Here is a 15,484-nt window from a genome sequence, read left to right on the forward strand (position 1 = left end):
GACCAACCGACTAACTCAATGCCTAAACATTGATATACTGCGCCATCTCCCAATCGGTGACGATAGAACAGAACCCGCTCCACTCTTTGTTTTTAAATTCAAAGAAGGTTTTTGCGCCAAGTTCGCCTAAAGTATCCATCAGCAGTTTGTTTTGCTTGAGCATGGTCAATGCCTCAAACAGATTCGTCGGCAGGGTTTCCAGATTTGGGAACTCTGCGCCCCGAGCGAACAAATTCTCGTCAATTCTCGCTCCCGGAGAGGTCTCTTTTTCAATACCGTCTAGTCCTGCTGCCAAGAGTCCGGCTAGCGCCAGGTAAAGATTGGCTGAGCCGTCAATTAACCGACATTCAAATCGGCCAGCCTCAGGAATGCGCAGCATATGGGAGCGGTTGTTGCCGCCATAGGAAATGTATCGCGGTGTCCAAGTGCTGCCAGAAGTTGTTGCACTTGCCCCTAGCCGCCGGTATGAGTTCACAGTGGGTGCAAACAGGGCCGTGAGCCCCTTGGCGTGAGCGAGAACACCGCCGAGAAAGCAATAGCCTACCGGAGACAGTCCGCCTGCGTCTGCGCCTTTGTCAAAGCTGTTGGTGTCGCCTTGCCACAGGCTGCTGTGGACATGCCCGCCGCTGCCGGTAATATGGCTGAAGGGTTTGGGCATAAAAGTAGCCGTCAGGCCGCGCTGTTCGGCCAGGGTTTTGACCATGTATTTAAAGAAGGTGTGGCGATCGCACGTTGTCTTGGCATCGCTATAGCCCCAGTTCAGCTCAAACTGACCGTTAGCATCTTCATGATCGCACTGATAGGGATCCCAACCGAGCTGCTCCATATAGCCGACGATAGTAGAAATTAAATCGAACTGACGCATCAGGTTAATTTGGTCGTAGCAGGGCCGCTCTGCGGTATCGCGTTCGTCAGCAACAACGTAACCCGCCTCAGTTTTTTTCAGTAAAAAGAACTCCGCTTCTACTCCAGCTTTGTAGGTGTAGCCCATCGCTTCACACTGATCGACCACCCGGCCTAAAATCATCCGAGGTGCAGCCGGAAAGGGTTTACCTTCAAAGAACACATCGCTGGCCACCCAACCGACGGTAGGCTCCCACGGTAGCTGAATCAGTGAGCTAGGGTCAGGAATAGCGGCAATCTCCGCAGCGTCTGGTCCCAGCCCCAAATTAGAAGCAAAGGAGCTAAAAAAAGCGCCGTCTTGCTCGACAGCGGCAATTTTGGCAGCAGGTACCAGCTTGGCCCGCGTTCCGCCTAGCAAATCGGTGTAGGAGACCAAAAAGAATTTGATGCCGAGCGTTTTAGCTTGCTCTACCAGGCTTTGTGTCTGTGTTAGCGTTCCGACCATAGTAAGTTCCGCCAGCTTAAGCTGTATGGTTTCTGCCTTAGTAAAACAGCCTGACTCACCAGCTTTTGTAGCATCTGTTACTAAATCTTTCTTGTAGTCGTAAGCTTAGCTGGAGAGGGAAAAAACTGTGGGAAAGCCCAGAAGTTGGTGTGATCTCTGCATAGGGATGTACTTTACAAAGGCTGGAATTTGCGATCGCAATCCACAGGCGGGACCAGTATTCAGCATGGAGGTCTTGAAAAACCATTTGTACTGCTCAACTGCCGCGACACTAGAGGTGATTAGACCTGGCCCAGAGTCTGAAACGTAGATAGTTCATCATGTTTCGTGACAAATAGTGGCCTCTGACCGCCTAGTAGTCATAGGGTGTCGAGCTACTTGCGCTCAGTCGCAGCTGCGCTTCAATTGTCATAACAAGTATCCTACTCTGTGATTTCAGCTACATATTGATGTATCAAAAGATAGTTCACTGTGCGTAGCTATGTACTTTAGCAAGCAACAGGTATCTGTCTATGGAAAGCATGAAGGTGTGGTTTGGTGGATCGTTGAGGCAAGTGCAGCAGCGTTTCAGATGGTTTTTAGGAGAACGAGCCGCTGCCGGGAAGGATCGGCGATCGCTGATCGCCCTCGCATTGGTAACCATGCTGACGCTCTGTGCCGCCAACGGGTCACTCAAATCTTTAGCGTCAACTGAAATTGCTCAGTCAACAGGTCAGGTTTACGAGGTAAAGTCAACGCCAGATCATGTGATCTGGGGAGAACTCTTTAAGCCAGATAGTGAGCCGATTTTGACGATTCAATCGGGCGACCAGGTAGTCTTAGAAACGATTTCTCACGAGGGAATCTTAGCCGACCAGGGTGACACGGTTGAGTTTTTGACAGGGCAGGGAATTAAAGAAGAGGATATTCTCCCTGACCAGCTGATAGTGAAAGCCAACGTCGAGAAAACCGGCCCCGGTCCCCACGTCATCACCGGCCCAATTTATATAGAGGGCGCGGAACCTGGCGATGTATTGGAAATCAAAACTGTCGATATTGCCTATCGGGTACCCTATGGTGTGATTTCCAACCGTCATGGTAAAGGCGCGCTACCGGGAGAGTTTCCGGTGAACGATGCAGATATCTATACCAAAGTGATTCCTGTTGATATGGCGAAAGATATCGGTGTTTTTCGGCCTAGCAATGGCCAGCCTGATCTGGGCATCCCGTTAAAACCCTTCATGGGAATTATGGGTGTGGTTCCGGCCAATGTGGAAGATGCTGTAAACTCTATTCCACCCGGCGTCTATGGCGGGAACGTCGATATCAAACTGTTGGGCATCGGCAGCAGTCTTTATTTACCCGTTCAGGTACCCGGAGCCCTGTTCTATTCTGGCGATCCGCACTGCGCTCAGGGAAACGGAGAGGTCGCGCTGACGGCGATTGAATGCTCACTGACGCCCACCTTTGAGTTAGTGCTGCACAAAGAGATGACACTCGAACAACCCATGGGTGAGACTGAAGATGCCTGGATCGCCGTTGGTCTCGATGAAGATCTCGATGAAGCGATGAAAGAGTCAGTCAGAGAGTCTTTGCGAATCGTCAACAGCGAATATGAGCTGACCGAGCAAGACGCGCTACTTTTAGGAAGCGCTGCTATTGACTTTGAGGTCTCTCAAGTTGTCGACATTGTCAAAGGCATTCACGGCGTGATTCCAAAGCAGCTATTTGTGCCGTTGGAATAGGCCGGGTATTTTGAGTCGTGGCACTGTCGCCCGCTATCCTGTCTATGTTGTTTAGGAATTGCAGACCAAGGCAGATAGGCAATTCTTCAGCGAGAATAGAGGCGCTCAAAGCGGCGATCAATCTTTAAACCTGACTATGCGGTCGAACATTCGGCCGCTACTCAGACAGCATCAAAAGACAGCATCAAAATATACTTTAGAGACAACTCAGAACCAATCAGTATGCGCCGTTGTAACTGCTCAGAACATAATCTATTGCAGGGTAATCTGCCCGAGTCGACTTCTACCCGCATGAATAAAATCCACATGCTGAGTATTGGCCTATTTTTATCAGGTGGGTTCTCGTTTTTTGAATGGACGGCAGGTTGGTGGAGTCATAGCCTTACACTAATAACAGACGCGGGCCACATGCTGTCTGACTGCTTGGCATTGAGCTTGGCGATTGGGGCAGCTTGGCTAGCGCATTTAGCCATCCAAAAGCAGGACTCCTTGGGGCCACAAACAGCAGAAATTGCCGCTGCACTCGCCAATGGCATAGGGCTATTAGTTCTTGCTGTATGGGTGGTTTGGGAAGCGGTGAATCGCTTTCACGGAGAGCATCCTGCCGTGGCAGGCGAGGTGATGCTAGTGACGGCTATCGTGGGCTTGGGCGTCAATATCATAGCCGCGTCAGTTTTGCATGACCACAGCCAACACGACTTCAATGTTCGCGGCGCGTTTCTGCATGTCTTGGCAGATACTGTCAGTTCGGCGGGTGTGATTGTCTCCGCCGTTCTGATCTGGGCGTTTCATTGGAATTGGGTCGATCAGATTATCAGCCTATGCATCGCCGTCATGCTTGGCATAGGCTCACTTCCCCTAATCTTTGATAGCCTTCAGTCCCTTCAAAGGGCCAGCACTGCAAAGCACTAAGAACATCACAATCAGTCATCCTTAACGATAGGTTTCAAACAACAATAGTTCAGGGCTGAGAAATGACGTCTGCTTCGGGCTCTTGTCCACTTTAGATACTAGTGGCGAAATATTTTTTAACCTATCGATAGGGTCATGAGTTTGACGAACTGAGATGTGCGAGTCGTCTCTTTTCAACCACTCGTGAACCCGCTTACAGTCGATCACAGTCGCCGTCATCAGATGTTGTAAGTGAGTTTTGGCCAAACCAATATAGCGAACATGGCGTAGCTCATAAGCGCGGATGCCTTCGGAGAGCGTACCTGCGATACCAGAGCGTAACGCGGAGAGCAAAACAAGCGATGACTCTACGCCCAAAAGCTCTCACCCTCGTAGGTGATGCCAGGGAAAAACCACCCTCTCGGGCTGACGTAGCGATAGTGAATATCAATGTTTTCTAGGGCAGCGCGAGCTTCATCAGAGAGATTGTGCTCTGTAGCCGCCAGGTTTTGGGCAATCCGCCCAGCGTTAGTAGACTTAGGAATGACCACAGTATCGCGGCTTAAGGCCCAGGCAATTAGCATCTGAGCAGGGGTCACGCCTTCTTTGTCGGCAGTCGCTTTCACCGTCTCATTTTCGAGCAGCGGCGGCTCGTCTTTTGCCTTCATGCTGTCGGGGCGATCGCTCGATCCTAAAGGCGAATATGCCGTCACACAGATGCCCTGCTCGCGGCAGTAGGCCAATAGCTCAGTTTGCGGATTGTAAGGATGCAGTTCTACCTGATTCATCGCTGGCACAGCGCCGCTCTCATCAATTAGCTGCTTCAGCTTAGAAACCGTAAAGTTAGAGACCCCAACGCTCTTCACAAGATTCTTCTCCCGCAGCTTCAGCATTGCCTCAAACGTTTTAGACAAGGGCATTTCCGCCAGCGGCCAAAAATCTTCAGGAGCCTTGTGCTGCGATTTTCCAGGCCGAAAGGCAATCGGCCAGTGCATCAAAAACAGATCTATATAGTCGAGTCCAAGCGCCGTCAGCGTCTCCTGACAACCCGTTTCTACATCATCGGGTGCATGAAAAGTATTCCACAGTTTAGAGGTGACGAAAATCTCCTCGCGCGTTACTATCCCGGCATCTATAGCATCACGGATGCCCTGACCCACCTCTTTTTCATTTTGATAAATCCAGGCCCCGTCAATATGGCGATAGCCGACCCGCAGTGCTTCTTTTACCGCCTGACGAACTTCCCCTTCCGGCGATTTCCAGGTACCCAAACCGAAAGCGGGGATTTTGTTTCCATCGTTGAGCGTGTATGTCTTCATGCGGGCTTCTCCACCAGTTTAGGCGGTTGATTACCTCGCTACCCTAAGGGTTCTTTTCATTAAAATCAATACCCCACAGCCTGAGAGAGTGACACAACGGCTACAGGGCATATAGGACAGCTTCCATAGCCTTCTGACCCTTCAGATAATATATTTAATTTTGCCAGGATTGAGCTCCATTAACCTTTGTATCTGCTGCCAGCAGCAGATACAACTTGGTACCTACAGCGATCGCTCTCACCACACTAATAGTCACCGCCAGAGCCATATTTCAGGGCGTCGATCCAGCGATTAGCGTAGTATTGTTTTTTCGCAGAGCTGGCCAGCGCTCTATCAACCGAGCTTTCAGCCGCGTTTAGGACGTTGTATCCGCCTAAGCTGACAAAGTGTCGCATCCAGCTAGCCACCGAGCCGACGCCGACCTGCGGCAAAATGCTGGCGACCAAGAGTGGATGCCGGGTAGAGGTTCGCAGCATGGTTTTTGCCAGCGCCGGAAATTGAACAACATCTTGCAAAAAAGGCTTGAGCACATCATCTCCTAACGCGGCCATATCTGCAAAAATGGTGGAGAGAACGTCGTTAATTTTATTAGGAGGAACCTTTTGATTTACCCCTACGCTCATCGACTTTTGAAATAGCCAGGTAACAGAGAGATTCGGCTGATAAGGCTGGAGCACTCCCAACGATTTGCTGTCTAACAAATCGGCATCTAAGGCTTCATGAATGCCCTTTGTGAGTCTTCCTAAGTGACGAACCATCGCGCCAAAGCCGCCGAAGCTCAGTGGCGATTGGCTGCCGCTGCTATCACCGACGGGCAGCGTACGGTTCCAGGGATACTGCAAGGGACTATCTTTGTAACAGGGAAAAAAGCCAAAGAGGGCGCGGACAAAATCAAGCTGGTCGAGCGGCGTATTCTGGTATTCAGGCAACAGCGTCAGGTAGTCTTCAAAAAACGCTTCTAAGCTAGGCCGACTGGGATGCGCATCCAGGTAGGTGAACATATAAGTGGTCCGGCCATCGCGAGCAGGAAAGGCTTCCCAAAAGTACTGACACTGGTTTTTGATGGGCGTAAACGAGGCGATCAGGTCGCCGGTTTCGTTGTTGTTGTAGCCTTTTGCACAGGTACCGACAACCATACAGGCAGCATCTGGCTTTTCGCCCTGGCGAGCTTGCTGCACGATAGGAGAAAAGTGCCCCATCGCGTCTACCAGCAGCCGGGCGGTAATGGGTGAATCTGATGCCTGAATGCTGACGCCGTTAGGATGGACGGTAGCCGACTGAAAAGGCGTGTGCTCTAAGAGTGTGCCGCCGCTGGCGAGAAACTTTTGCTTCAGCTTATCTAACAGATACACCGGGTCTACGCCAATGTTGAGAACGTCTGTTACCCAAAGTTCTTTGCCGCCGTTGAAGGTGATGCGAGCGGGGTTGTATTGGGTGGCGATCGCCTCACCCAACTCCTCTTCACTCAGCAACTCCAACTCCACAAACGTCTCCAGCTCCCGCCGCGAGATATTCCACTCCTGCTCGCGTCCGCGCAGCTCCCCTCGCTCCAGCAGCACCACTCGCCAACCTTTACCCGCCAGCGCCGCCCCCAGCAAAATACCAAGCGTTCCCCCACAGACCGCCACATCATAATCGACTTGTTCTAGAGGCTTAGCCTGCTCAGTAATCACAGTCGGGAAAGAGCGCTCGCCAGCCTTATAAGTCCTCCACAGCTCATCAGCTTTCTGGAGGCCAATAAGCGGATTGCCGGGGATGGTAGACAGTATTTCTTGGGTTTTACTCATCCTCTCAGTATAGGAAAAAAGCGCGTCCCGATGGGTCATTCAAAAGGCTACCGCTTCCTAGTAGGCTGATACACATAGGCGTAGCGCATAGCAGGAGGCTTTATTCGCGATGGCACAGACATCTATCGGTGTGGCAGTTGTCGGCACGGGCTTTGGGCAGAAGGTGCATATCCCAGGGTTGCAGGCGCATCATCGAACGGAAGTAGTGGCGGTGTGGAACCGCGATCGCGCCAAAGCCCAACAGGTGGCTGATGACTGTGGGGCCGGGTTTGCGAGCGATCGCCTCACCGACATCCTCGCCCAAGACAGCGTACAGGCCGTCACCCTGGCCACGCCACCTTTTGCCCACTACGACATGGCCTGCGAAATCATCAGAGCCGGCAAGCATCTCCTGCTAGAAAAGCCTGTGACCCTTTCAGTTGGTGAGGCCAAGCACCTGCAGTCTCTGGCAGCAGAACATGACGTCGCCGTTGTGCCCGACTTTGAATTTCGCTATATCCCCGCCTGGCAGCACTTTGCCGAACTGCTAGTTCACGGCGCGGTGGGAGAAAAGCGCCTGGTCAAAATTGACTGGCTGGCCTCCAGCCGGGCCAATTCGCAGCGAGCCTGGAACTGGTACGCGCAGAAAAAGCTTGGCGGCGGCGCACTGGGCTCTATCTCTCATACCTTTGACTATGTCAACTGGCTATTTGGCCCTGCAAACAATATCAGCGCCACGCTCAGCACGTCGATTACGCAGCGGCCCGACCCAGACACTGGCGAAATGAAGCCGGTTGATTCTGATGATGTCTGTGCCATAGCCCTCACCCTCGCTAGCAGTACCCTCTGCCAGATCACGCTCAGCGCCGTCAGCTACGCCGGACGCGGCCACTGGATAGAAGTGTATGGCGACAAAGGCACGCTGGTAATCGGCAATCCTAGCCAAACAGATTACGTGAACGGGTTCAAAGTGTTTGCCAGTGAGCAGGGCGGTGAACTCCAGGAAGTGCCGACACCAGAGCGGCTGAATTTTCCCAAGGTGTATAGCGACGGGCGGATTGCGCCATTTGTGCGAGTGGTGAATCACTGGGTGAGCTGCATTGAGACGGGGAGAGCGATCGCGCCCTCCATGGCCGAAGGCGTCTACTCACAGCTCCTGATGGACTTGACCCACCGCTCTCACGAAGGCAAAACTCAGCTATCGGTTCCTAACCTTTAGCGGACAATGCCGAATTCACTATACTGAAGCTACATCATTACTGTTTGGCACTGGCCAATGCGCTTCCTCAACCCCAAGACAGACTTTGCCTTCAAAAAGATCTTTGGCTCAAGCCAGAGTAAAGATATCCTCATCAGCTTTCTTAACGCTTTGCTGTACGAAGGGCAGGCGGCTATTCAAGACTTAGAGATTATTGATCCGTACCAAGCGCCTCAGCTTAAGGGCATGAAAGACACCTTTCTCGATGTCAAAGCGACGCTGACTGACGATAAAACTGTGATTATCGAAATGCAGGTGCTGAACGTTCTGGGCTTTGAAAAGCGAGTGCTTTACAACGCGGCCAAGGCATTCTCCATTCAGCTTGAGAGCGGTCAACAATACGCCCGCCTCAACCCGGTAATTGCCCTCACCATCACCGACTTTGAGATGTTCCCTGAGAGTGAAAAGGTAATTTCAAGATATGCCCTCAAGGAAAAAGACGACCTCACCACCTACTCAGACGATATTGAGCTGGTGTTTGTAGAGCTGCCCAAGTTTGAGAAATCACTCGACGAACTCACAACCTTGAGCGATCGCTGGATATACTTTCTCAAGCAGGCAGAGAGCCTGGAAGTCGTGCCGCAGTCCTGGCAGGATACGCCCGCCTTTGAAAGAGCCTTTGAGATTGCCGAGCTGAGCAATCTGAGCCGGGAAGAATTAGACATTTTTGAGCGTAAGCAGATGTTTTTGCAAGACAGCCGCAATGCCGTGCTAAAAGGCATTCAACAGGGAATTGAGCAGGGTAAGCGGCAGCAGGCAGAAGCGATCGCCCGCTCCCTCCTAAACGTATTAGACATCGAGACCATCAGCCAGACAACAGGACTAAGCGTAGAGCAGATTTTGTTGCTCAGATAGTTCAAAAAGGAATAAAGCTCGGCTATCAGCTCTAATAACAGAGTCTATCGTTAATATAAAGACGTTCGCTACGGGAGATTCGTGATGTCCAGTCAATCAGATAAAAAGGCGTACCAAGAAACAGCCGAAGCCAAAATGCAGGAGCTAGGCGCTCAAATTGACGCGCTTCAGGCCAAAGCAGATGCCGCCAAAGCCGAAGCCAAAGTCAAATATCAAGAGCAAATTGCCGCCTTAAAGGTGAAGCAGACAGAAACGAAGGCTAAGTATGCAGCGCTAAAAAACTCAGCAGACAGTGCCTGGGAAGAAATGAAGGCAGGCGCAGACTCCGCCTGGCAAGAACTGCAAATAGCCTTTGAAAAAGCTAAGTCTAAGTTCGATGCCTGAAGCCAGCAGACACCATCAGCCAGAAGACCGGCTTGAGCAGTAGTGAAATCTCAGCGCTGAAACGGCAGCGCTGAGATAGTCGATACAGACAAACGATTGTCAACAGGGGTGCTCTATCGGTCAACAGAGCCCATGATGATATCTATGCTCCCGAGAATAGGCATAATATCAGCCAGCTTCACGCCGCGCAGCAGATTGGGCAAAATTTGCAGGTTGTTAAAATCAGCCGAGCGGATTTTCCATCGCCAGGGGAAGACATTGTCTTCACCAATGATGTAGATGCCCATTTCGCCTTTGCCAGTCTCAATGCGGACGTAGTGCTCCCCTTCAGGAATTTTAAAAGTAGGCGCGATCTTTTTCCCAGAAAACTGATAGTCAAAGCCATTCCACTCCGACTTCGGTCCGCCTGCCATCCGCTGAGCTTCTAGATTTTCGTAGGGGCCACCAGGCAGCTGATCCATCGCCTGACGGATGATTTTCACCGACTCGCGCATTTCGTTATTGCGCACAACGTAGCGGGCAAAGCAGTCGCCTTCGGTGGCCCACTGCACGTCCCAATCTAGCTCGTCGTAGCGCTCATAGTGGTCTACCTTACGCAAGTCCCACTTCACACCAGAGGCTCGGAGCATCGGGCCAGAGCAGCCCCAATTAATCGCATCTTCCCGAGACATGGTGCCGACGCCTTCTACCCGGCGACGAAAAATGGGGTTATCAGTAATCAGCCGCTCATACTCATCCACCTTGGGCATAAAGTAATCGCAGAAGTCTCTGCACTTATCAATCCAGCCGTAGGGCAAATCGGCAGCAACGCCACCAATGCGAAAATAGTTATTGTTGATCAGCCGGGCGCCAGAAGCCGCTTCCCACAAGTCATAGATCATCTCCCGTTCGCGAAAGATGTAGAAGAAGGGCGTTTGAGCGCCAACGTCGGCCATAAAGGGGCCAAGCCACAGCAGATGGTTAGCAATGCGGTTTAGCTCTAGCATGATCATGCGGATGTAGCTAGCGCGTTTGGGCACTTCGATGTTGGCTAGCTTCTCAGGCGCGTTGACCGTGATGGCTTCATTGAACATGCCAGCGGCGTAGTCCCAGCGGCTGACGTAGGGCACGTACATGACGTTGGTGCGGCTTTCGGCAATTTTTTCCATGCCGCGATGCAGATAGCCAATGACCGGCTCAACGTCGATCACATCCTCACCATCTAGGGTGACAATCAAACGGAGCACCCCGTGCATAGAAGGGTGATGAGGCCCCATGTTAATGACCATGGGCTCGGTCTTGGTTTGCAGCGTTGCCATGTGTTTACGGGTTTCCTTTACGGCTCTACTCTATTACTTTGCTATTGTCATACGTTTACTCTAAAGATTCAACGGTCAAACAATATTGATTTGCAGGGGTTAGACTGCCCTGTGAGTCTATTCCAAGGTAGCGTTTTTCGGCGCTGCTGAACTGCTGCCGCCCAACCCTAGCGCTTAAAGATATGTCTGAAGATGGATTTGCTCAGCCTTTTTTTCATGTTCCTGTCCTGAGTGGGGCGGTGATTGAGGGGCTACAGGTGCGGGCGGGCGATCGCTATTTAGATGCGACCGTGGGCGGGGCGGGCCATGCCGAGCTGATATTGCAGGCTGCGGCAGATGTGGAGCTAGTAGCGCTTGATCAAGATTTGCAGGCGCTAGCAGCGGCTGAGGAACGGCTAGCTGAGTTTAACCGGACGACTTTTATTCACACTAATTTTGCTCGCTACGATCCGGCTGACTTACGCTTTGACGGCATTTTGGCTGATATTGGCGTTAGCTCTACGCAACTTGATCAGTCGCAGCGGGGGTTTAGCTTTCGCCACGAAGCTCCGCTAGATATGCGAATGGACAGCACGCAGGAGCTGACGGCGGCTGAAATTGTCAATCATTGGGATGAAAAGACGCTGGCCGATACGATTTATCAATATGGAGAGGAGCGGCTGTCGCGGCGGATTTCCCGGCGAATGGTAGAGAAGCGGCCTTTTAGTACGACGACGGAACTGGCTGATGCGATCGCGGGTGCCTACCCCGCCAAAGCCCGCCACGGTCGCATTCATCCGGCGACCCGCACCTTTCAAGCGCTGCGGATCGCGGTGAATGGTGAGCTAACGGCGCTAGAGAATTTTTTGGCAAAAGCGCCTGACTGGCTAGCCCCGGGAGGACGGCTGGCGATTATCAGCTTTCACAGTTTGGAAGATCGGATTGTGAAGTATGCCTTTCGGGGGGACGAGCGGTTGCAAATTATTACCAAAAAGCCGATTGTGGCGACGCGAGAAGAAGTGAGGGAGAACAAGCGATCGCGCTCTGCCAAACTGAGAATCGCCGAACGCAAGGCGCTGTAGTTCAAGGCTATTTTGTCGGTGCTGTATCGCCGCAGAATTAATACTTTGGTGGTATTGACTGCTTGCTGCGCTATCCAGCCTATTGCCAGGATAATGGCAATGGTGAATGCATGGGCAAGTTTGTCATCCCAGGAATCAGGCAGATAATAATCTACGAGCGACAGCGCACTGTTGGCAATGCCTTCGTGGACAACTCCCAGGGTCAGAATATTGACTGTAGTGTTGCCGTCATCTAGCCTCTGTGCATTCTAACCCTCTAGCAGAACCGACCCTTAGAAAAGCGCGAAGGCCACATTTTCTAGCGCTTTGAGTCCTTTTAGCGAGCCTCTAATAAATCGGATTGCTGATAGCGGACGTTTTATAAAACTGAGAGCTAGGTACATTGGCCTGAGTGAGCCGTCGGCTGCGATCGCCCCCGCAATATCGGGCAAATCATCCTGACAGTCATCACTGATCACTCTCAAGATAGCGATCGCCCTCTCAGGCAATGCCTTCAGTAAAACAGCTCCTTCCATATCGACGACGCTGGCACTGTAGCGATCGCCTAATCTCTTTTTCTCCGCTACGGTTGTAATCACGCGATCGCATGTCACGCCTATCCCAGTGGCAATCCTCAGTCGTTCTGCCAGTTGAGTGGTGAGAGTGCGATCGCATGCAAACATCTCTCCTGCCGCCTGCCAAATTTTCTCTATCACGACTCCATTACCCACGCTCAGCTCAGGCGTGAGACTGCCGCCTAACCCCATCAGCAATACGCCGCCCTCCCGAATAGACCGGGTTTCTAAAAACGTTTTAACACCCTGCGGCCCCGCCGGAATCGCCACTAATTCAGGAGCATTTGGCACCCTACTCAGTCCGCTTTTGACGGCCTGGTACTCAGCCCCCGCCGGCACCAGAACTGTCTGAATTTTTACGCTTTCGCTATACATGAGATGGCTGAACAGGTGGGTTATCGTAGCTAATGCTGCCGTAGTCGAGCTTAATTAAGCGATCTGCCCAATGAAAATAGCGGTCGTCGTGGCTGATGACAAAAATAGTCTTGCCTTGGGCTTTTAAATCAGGCAAAAACTGAGTGTAAAAAATGTGCTTGAAGGTAGGGTCCTGGTCGGCTGCCCATTCGTCAAACAGGTAGATCGGGCGATTCTCTAGATAGGCGCTTAGCAGCGTGAGTCGCTTGCGCTGACCCTGAGAAAGTGACGTTGTCGAAAATTCGCCATGATCAATGCTGACCTTATGGTCGAGCTGTAATTTTTTTAGGTATTCTCTGGCGCGAATATCGTCGGCGCTGCTGTCGAAGCCCAACAGTCGATCAAATAGATAGAAATCTGAGAAAACAACAGAAAAATGCTGGCGATACCAGTCTTGATTTTGAGCCGTCACCGGCTGATCGTCTAGCCAGATAGATCCAGACTGAGGTTGATACAGGCCCGTTATTAGCTTGGCTAGTGTAGATTTGCCGCTGCCATTACCGCCAATGACGAAAATTAGCTCGCCAGGATGCACTGTCAGGTTTACGGGGCCAAGCGTGAATTCGCTGTCGCCCTGATCGGTGCGGTAGGTATGGGTTGTCTCCTTGAGGCTAAGGCGGTGCCAGTCGGTGGGCGGTGGGGGCGCTGTCGCAGCAGACTTAGGACTGCTCAAGCTCAGACCCAGTGTCCTGATTTTATCAAGAGCGATGCTGGCGCGACTGAGCAGCGGTAGCTTGTTGACCAGGCTTTCCATCGGGCCGAGCACATAGGTAAAGGTAAGCACGTAGCCAAAGCGCATTTCTGGGGTGATGCCAATCCATCGCGGTAGGGCAAACAGTATCAGCCCCACCGCAAAGAAGTAGATGAACTTTCCCCAACTATCGATAATGGCAAACAGGCTCATGCCTCGCTCGTTGGCGCGGCGAACTCGAATAGCGGTTTGTTGTAAATCTGCTTCTAAAAAGTCTTGCTGACCCAAATAGTGCAGCTTGAGTTCTTTGACGCCATCAACCAAAGTGCGAAAGTGTTGAAATAGCTGATCCTGTTGTTCTCGGGCTATGCCCAACCACCGCCAGCCACTGACTAGAAACCAGCGACAGCTCACTGAAGCGATCAGCGTCAGCAAAATCACCAGCGCCAGCACTTGCCACGACAGCCAGGAGATATAGACCATGCACCCTGCGGCGCTAGCAATGTTAATTACTAGCATCGGCACCACACCAGCGGCGTTTGCGACCGTCTGTACGTCTTCTGTGAGCACTACTAGCAGGCGCGGCAGTCCTAAGGTCTCTAAGGGTTTTAGTTCAGTCGCTAAAATCTGGCGGCTGAGGCGCATTTGCAGATCAAATACCGCCGCCTGAGAGAAGCGGACTAGCAGAATGCGAGAGAACATAGCAGTCGTGAGCGCGACAATGCCCAAGCCGATGAAGGCAACTGTGATTGCCCCACTCGGCAACCCTTCCTGCACGACCGTCCGGCTGATCAATGCAATCAGACCCGCGCTACAGCCACCGCTGACTAAGCCAGTCAGGAGCGCGATCGCCACCGCCCGCCACGAAGCCTTCAACAAAAAAACAATGACATCCATAGGAATAGAGAAAATCTGGATTGCTCAGGCCGCGTAGCCATTCGCGACAAACCAATCGACCTCACGCTGTAAAGCCTGCAAAATTGGCGTTTGGGGCAATCCCAATTCCTTAACAGCCTTAGAAGCGTCGTAATACATAGTTTTGGTACCCTTGCGAACGCCATCTAGCGGCACGGTCGGCTTTCTACCCAGGCGGGCCAAGAGATTTTCTTCTATCCAGGCAACGGCGAGCGGAATGCCGACTGGAATGGATCTTGTGGGGGCGCTGATACCCGTGAAGTCTTCTAGCAGGTCGAGCATCGCTTTAAGCTTCATGTTTTGGTTGCCTAGAATGTAGCGATCGCCCGAGTGCCCTTTCTGCAGCGCCAGCAGATGCCCCCAGGCCACATCTTGCACATCAACAAAATTGAGCCCTGTATCTGCCAGATAAAACGGCATCTTCTGCCGTAAAAACCGCACAATAATATCCCCGGTAGGCGTTGGCCTAACGTCCCAGGCCCCAATCGGCGACGTAGGATTAACAATCACGATATCTTGCCCCCCGGCGATCGCCTTAAAAGCCTCTTGCTCCGCCCAGTATTTAGACTTGCGGTAGTGCCCAATCAGGTCTTCCACCGGAGACTGATGCGTTTCATCGACTGGCACGCCTTGAGGCCCCAGGCCAATCGTCGCCGCCGAGCTGGTATAGACCGTGCGTTTAATGCCTGCGCGGTTAGCCGCTGCCAGACAGTTGCGCGTGCCCAAAACATTGGCCTGGTGTAGCCGCTCCCGGTCTGACTGCCAGAGAGAATAGTACGCCGCCACATGAAACAGCGCCTCGCAGCCCTGCATCTGCTGCCAGAGATCGGGATCGTTTAAATCGCTCGTGACTTTTTCAACGTTCAACCCTTGCAGATTATCAAGCCGGCTGTTGGGCCGCACGAGAGCGCGGACGCTGTGCCCTTCTTGCAGCAGTAGGCGAATGACATTTGCCCCGATAAATCCGGTGCCGCCGGTGACAAACACTTGCATGGTCTGAATTCCC

13 protein-coding genes and 1 pseudogene are annotated in these 15,484 nt (G+C 52.2%); 6 read left to right on the forward strand and 8 right to left on the reverse strand.

Annotation, left to right across the window (positions count from 1 at the left end; translation table 11 throughout):
* Positions 1–22: 22 nt before the first annotated feature.
* The gene (gene glnT / locus CKL79_RS15860) at positions 23–1,348 is read right to left on the reverse strand and encodes a type III glutamate--ammonia ligase (RefSeq protein ID WP_121970556.1); all 1,326 of its coding nucleotides are present in this window, start codon (positions 1,346–1,348) and stop codon (positions 23–25) included.
* Between the two features lie 512 nt (positions 1,349–1,860).
* Between glnT and CKL79_RS15865 the strand changes: the two genes are divergently transcribed.
* Entirely contained in the window at positions 1,861–3,072 is a 1,212-nt protein-coding gene (locus CKL79_RS15865; RefSeq protein WP_240518898.1) for an acetamidase/formamidase family protein, read from the forward strand.
* Between the two features lie 291 nt (positions 3,073–3,363).
* Complete coding sequence (locus tag CKL79_RS15870) at positions 3,364–3,984, forward strand: cation diffusion facilitator family transporter (protein WP_170944081.1); 621 nt, start codon at positions 3,364–3,366, stop codon at positions 3,982–3,984.
* A gap of 116 nt (positions 3,985–4,100) precedes the next feature.
* Here the strand turns inward: CKL79_RS15870 and CKL79_RS23935 are convergent.
* From CKL79_RS23935 to CKL79_RS15885, 3 genes and pseudogenes are all read right to left on the reverse strand, one after another.
* Positions 4,101–4,308, reverse strand: a pseudogene (locus tag CKL79_RS23935) (transposase); the annotation flags it as partial.
* A gap of 23 nt (positions 4,309–4,331) precedes the next feature.
* Positions 4,332–5,282, reverse strand: a complete 951-nt coding sequence (locus CKL79_RS15880) for an aldo/keto reductase (protein ID WP_240518899.1) — start codon at positions 5,280–5,282, stop codon at positions 4,332–4,334.
* Between the two features lie 245 nt (positions 5,283–5,527).
* The gene (locus CKL79_RS15885; RefSeq protein ID WP_121970585.1) at positions 5,528–7,069 is read right to left on the reverse strand and encodes an FAD-binding oxidoreductase; all 1,542 of its coding nucleotides are present in this window, start codon (positions 7,067–7,069) and stop codon (positions 5,528–5,530) included.
* A gap of 109 nt (positions 7,070–7,178) precedes the next feature.
* Between CKL79_RS15885 and CKL79_RS15890 the strand changes: the two genes are divergently transcribed.
* The 3 genes from CKL79_RS15890 to CKL79_RS15900 all read left to right on the forward strand — a co-directional run bounded on the left by CKL79_RS15890 (position 7,179) and on the right by CKL79_RS15900 (position 9,545).
* Positions 7,179–8,267: a Gfo/Idh/MocA family oxidoreductase gene (locus tag CKL79_RS15890; protein ID WP_121970559.1), complete on the forward strand. Its 1,089-nt coding sequence runs from the start codon at positions 7,179–7,181 to the stop codon at positions 8,265–8,267.
* 57 nt (positions 8,268–8,324) lie between these two features.
* Positions 8,325–9,161: an Rpn family recombination-promoting nuclease/putative transposase gene (locus CKL79_RS15895; protein ID WP_121970560.1), complete on the forward strand. Its 837-nt coding sequence runs from the start codon at positions 8,325–8,327 to the stop codon at positions 9,159–9,161.
* A gap of 84 nt (positions 9,162–9,245) precedes the next feature.
* Complete coding sequence (locus CKL79_RS15900; protein WP_121970561.1) at positions 9,246–9,545, forward strand: hypothetical protein; 300 nt, start codon at positions 9,246–9,248, stop codon at positions 9,543–9,545.
* A 113-nt stretch (positions 9,546–9,658) separates the two neighbouring features.
* Here CKL79_RS15900 and CKL79_RS15905 read toward each other — a convergent pair whose 3' ends face one another.
* The gene (locus tag CKL79_RS15905; RefSeq protein WP_121970562.1) at positions 9,659–10,843 is read right to left on the reverse strand and encodes an NAD(P)H-quinone oxidoreductase subunit H; all 1,185 of its coding nucleotides are present in this window, start codon (positions 10,841–10,843) and stop codon (positions 9,659–9,661) included.
* A 182-nt stretch (positions 10,844–11,025) separates the two neighbouring features.
* On the opposite strand from CKL79_RS15905, the gene rsmH reads away from it, so the two are divergent.
* Positions 11,026–11,904, forward strand: coding sequence for a 16S rRNA (cytosine(1402)-N(4))-methyltransferase RsmH (rsmH, locus tag CKL79_RS15910; RefSeq protein WP_121970563.1), 879 nt, complete (start codon positions 11,026–11,028; stop codon positions 11,902–11,904).
* Between the two features lie 272 nt (positions 11,905–12,176).
* Here the strand turns inward: rsmH and CKL79_RS15915 are convergent, their stop codons facing one another.
* From CKL79_RS15915 to hpnA, 3 genes are read right to left on the reverse strand one after another with little or no spacing between them, the layout of a single operon-like run.
* The gene (locus CKL79_RS15915) at positions 12,177–12,833 is read right to left on the reverse strand and encodes a phosphorylase (RefSeq protein ID WP_121970564.1); all 657 of its coding nucleotides are present in this window, start codon (positions 12,831–12,833) and stop codon (positions 12,177–12,179) included.
* Positions 12,826–14,460: a cyclic peptide export ABC transporter gene (locus tag CKL79_RS15920; protein WP_121970565.1), complete on the reverse strand. Its 1,635-nt coding sequence runs from the start codon at positions 14,458–14,460 to the stop codon at positions 12,826–12,828. Before CKL79_RS15920 ends, CKL79_RS15915 begins: the two co-directional genes overlap by 8 nt.
* A 24-nt stretch (positions 14,461–14,484) precedes the next feature.
* Positions 14,485–15,471 (reverse strand): hopanoid-associated sugar epimerase, encoded by a 987-nt coding sequence (gene hpnA / locus CKL79_RS15925; protein ID WP_121970566.1) that lies wholly within the window; start codon positions 15,469–15,471, stop codon positions 14,485–14,487.
* Positions 15,472–15,484 lie beyond the last annotated feature (13 nt).

It is taken from the genome of Leptolyngbya sp. BC1307, assembly GCF_002286735.1.
In the GTDB taxonomy this organism is placed as follows: domain Bacteria; phylum Cyanobacteriota; class Cyanobacteriia; order Phormidesmidales; family Phormidesmidaceae; genus Phormidesmis.

Coding starts and splice junctions, on each gene's coding strand:
- glnT (WP_121970556.1), bottom strand. CDS start 1,348: ATGGTCGGAACGCTAACACAGACACAAAGCCTGGTAGAGCAAGCTAAA.
- CKL79_RS15865 (WP_240518898.1), top strand. CDS start 1,861: ATGGAAAGCATGAAGGTGTGGTTTGGTGGATCGTTGAGGCAAGTGCAG.
- CKL79_RS15870 (WP_170944081.1), top strand. CDS start 3,364: ATGAATAAAATCCACATGCTGAGTATTGGCCTATTTTTATCAGGTGGG.
- CKL79_RS15880 (WP_240518899.1), bottom strand. CDS start 5,282: ATGAAGACATACACGCTCAACGATGGAAACAAAATCCCCGCTTTCGGT.
- CKL79_RS15885 (WP_121970585.1), bottom strand. CDS start 7,069: ATGAGTAAAACCCAAGAAATACTGTCTACCATCCCCGGCAATCCGCTT.
- CKL79_RS15890 (WP_121970559.1), top strand. CDS start 7,179: ATGGCACAGACATCTATCGGTGTGGCAGTTGTCGGCACGGGCTTTGGG.
- CKL79_RS15895 (WP_121970560.1), top strand. CDS start 8,325: ATGCGCTTCCTCAACCCCAAGACAGACTTTGCCTTCAAAAAGATCTTT.
- CKL79_RS15900 (WP_121970561.1), top strand. CDS start 9,246: ATGTCCAGTCAATCAGATAAAAAGGCGTACCAAGAAACAGCCGAAGCC.
- CKL79_RS15905 (WP_121970562.1), bottom strand. CDS start 10,843: ATGGCAACGCTGCAAACCAAGACCGAGCCCATGGTCATTAACATGGGG.
- rsmH (WP_121970563.1), top strand. CDS start 11,026: ATGTCTGAAGATGGATTTGCTCAGCCTTTTTTTCATGTTCCTGTCCTG.
- CKL79_RS15915 (WP_121970564.1), bottom strand. CDS start 12,833: ATGTATAGCGAAAGCGTAAAAATTCAGACAGTTCTGGTGCCGGCGGGG.
- CKL79_RS15920 (WP_121970565.1), bottom strand. CDS start 14,460: ATGGATGTCATTGTTTTTTTGTTGAAGGCTTCGTGGCGGGCGGTGGCG.
- hpnA (WP_121970566.1), bottom strand. CDS start 15,471: ATGCAAGTGTTTGTCACCGGCGGCACCGGATTTATCGGGGCAAATGTC.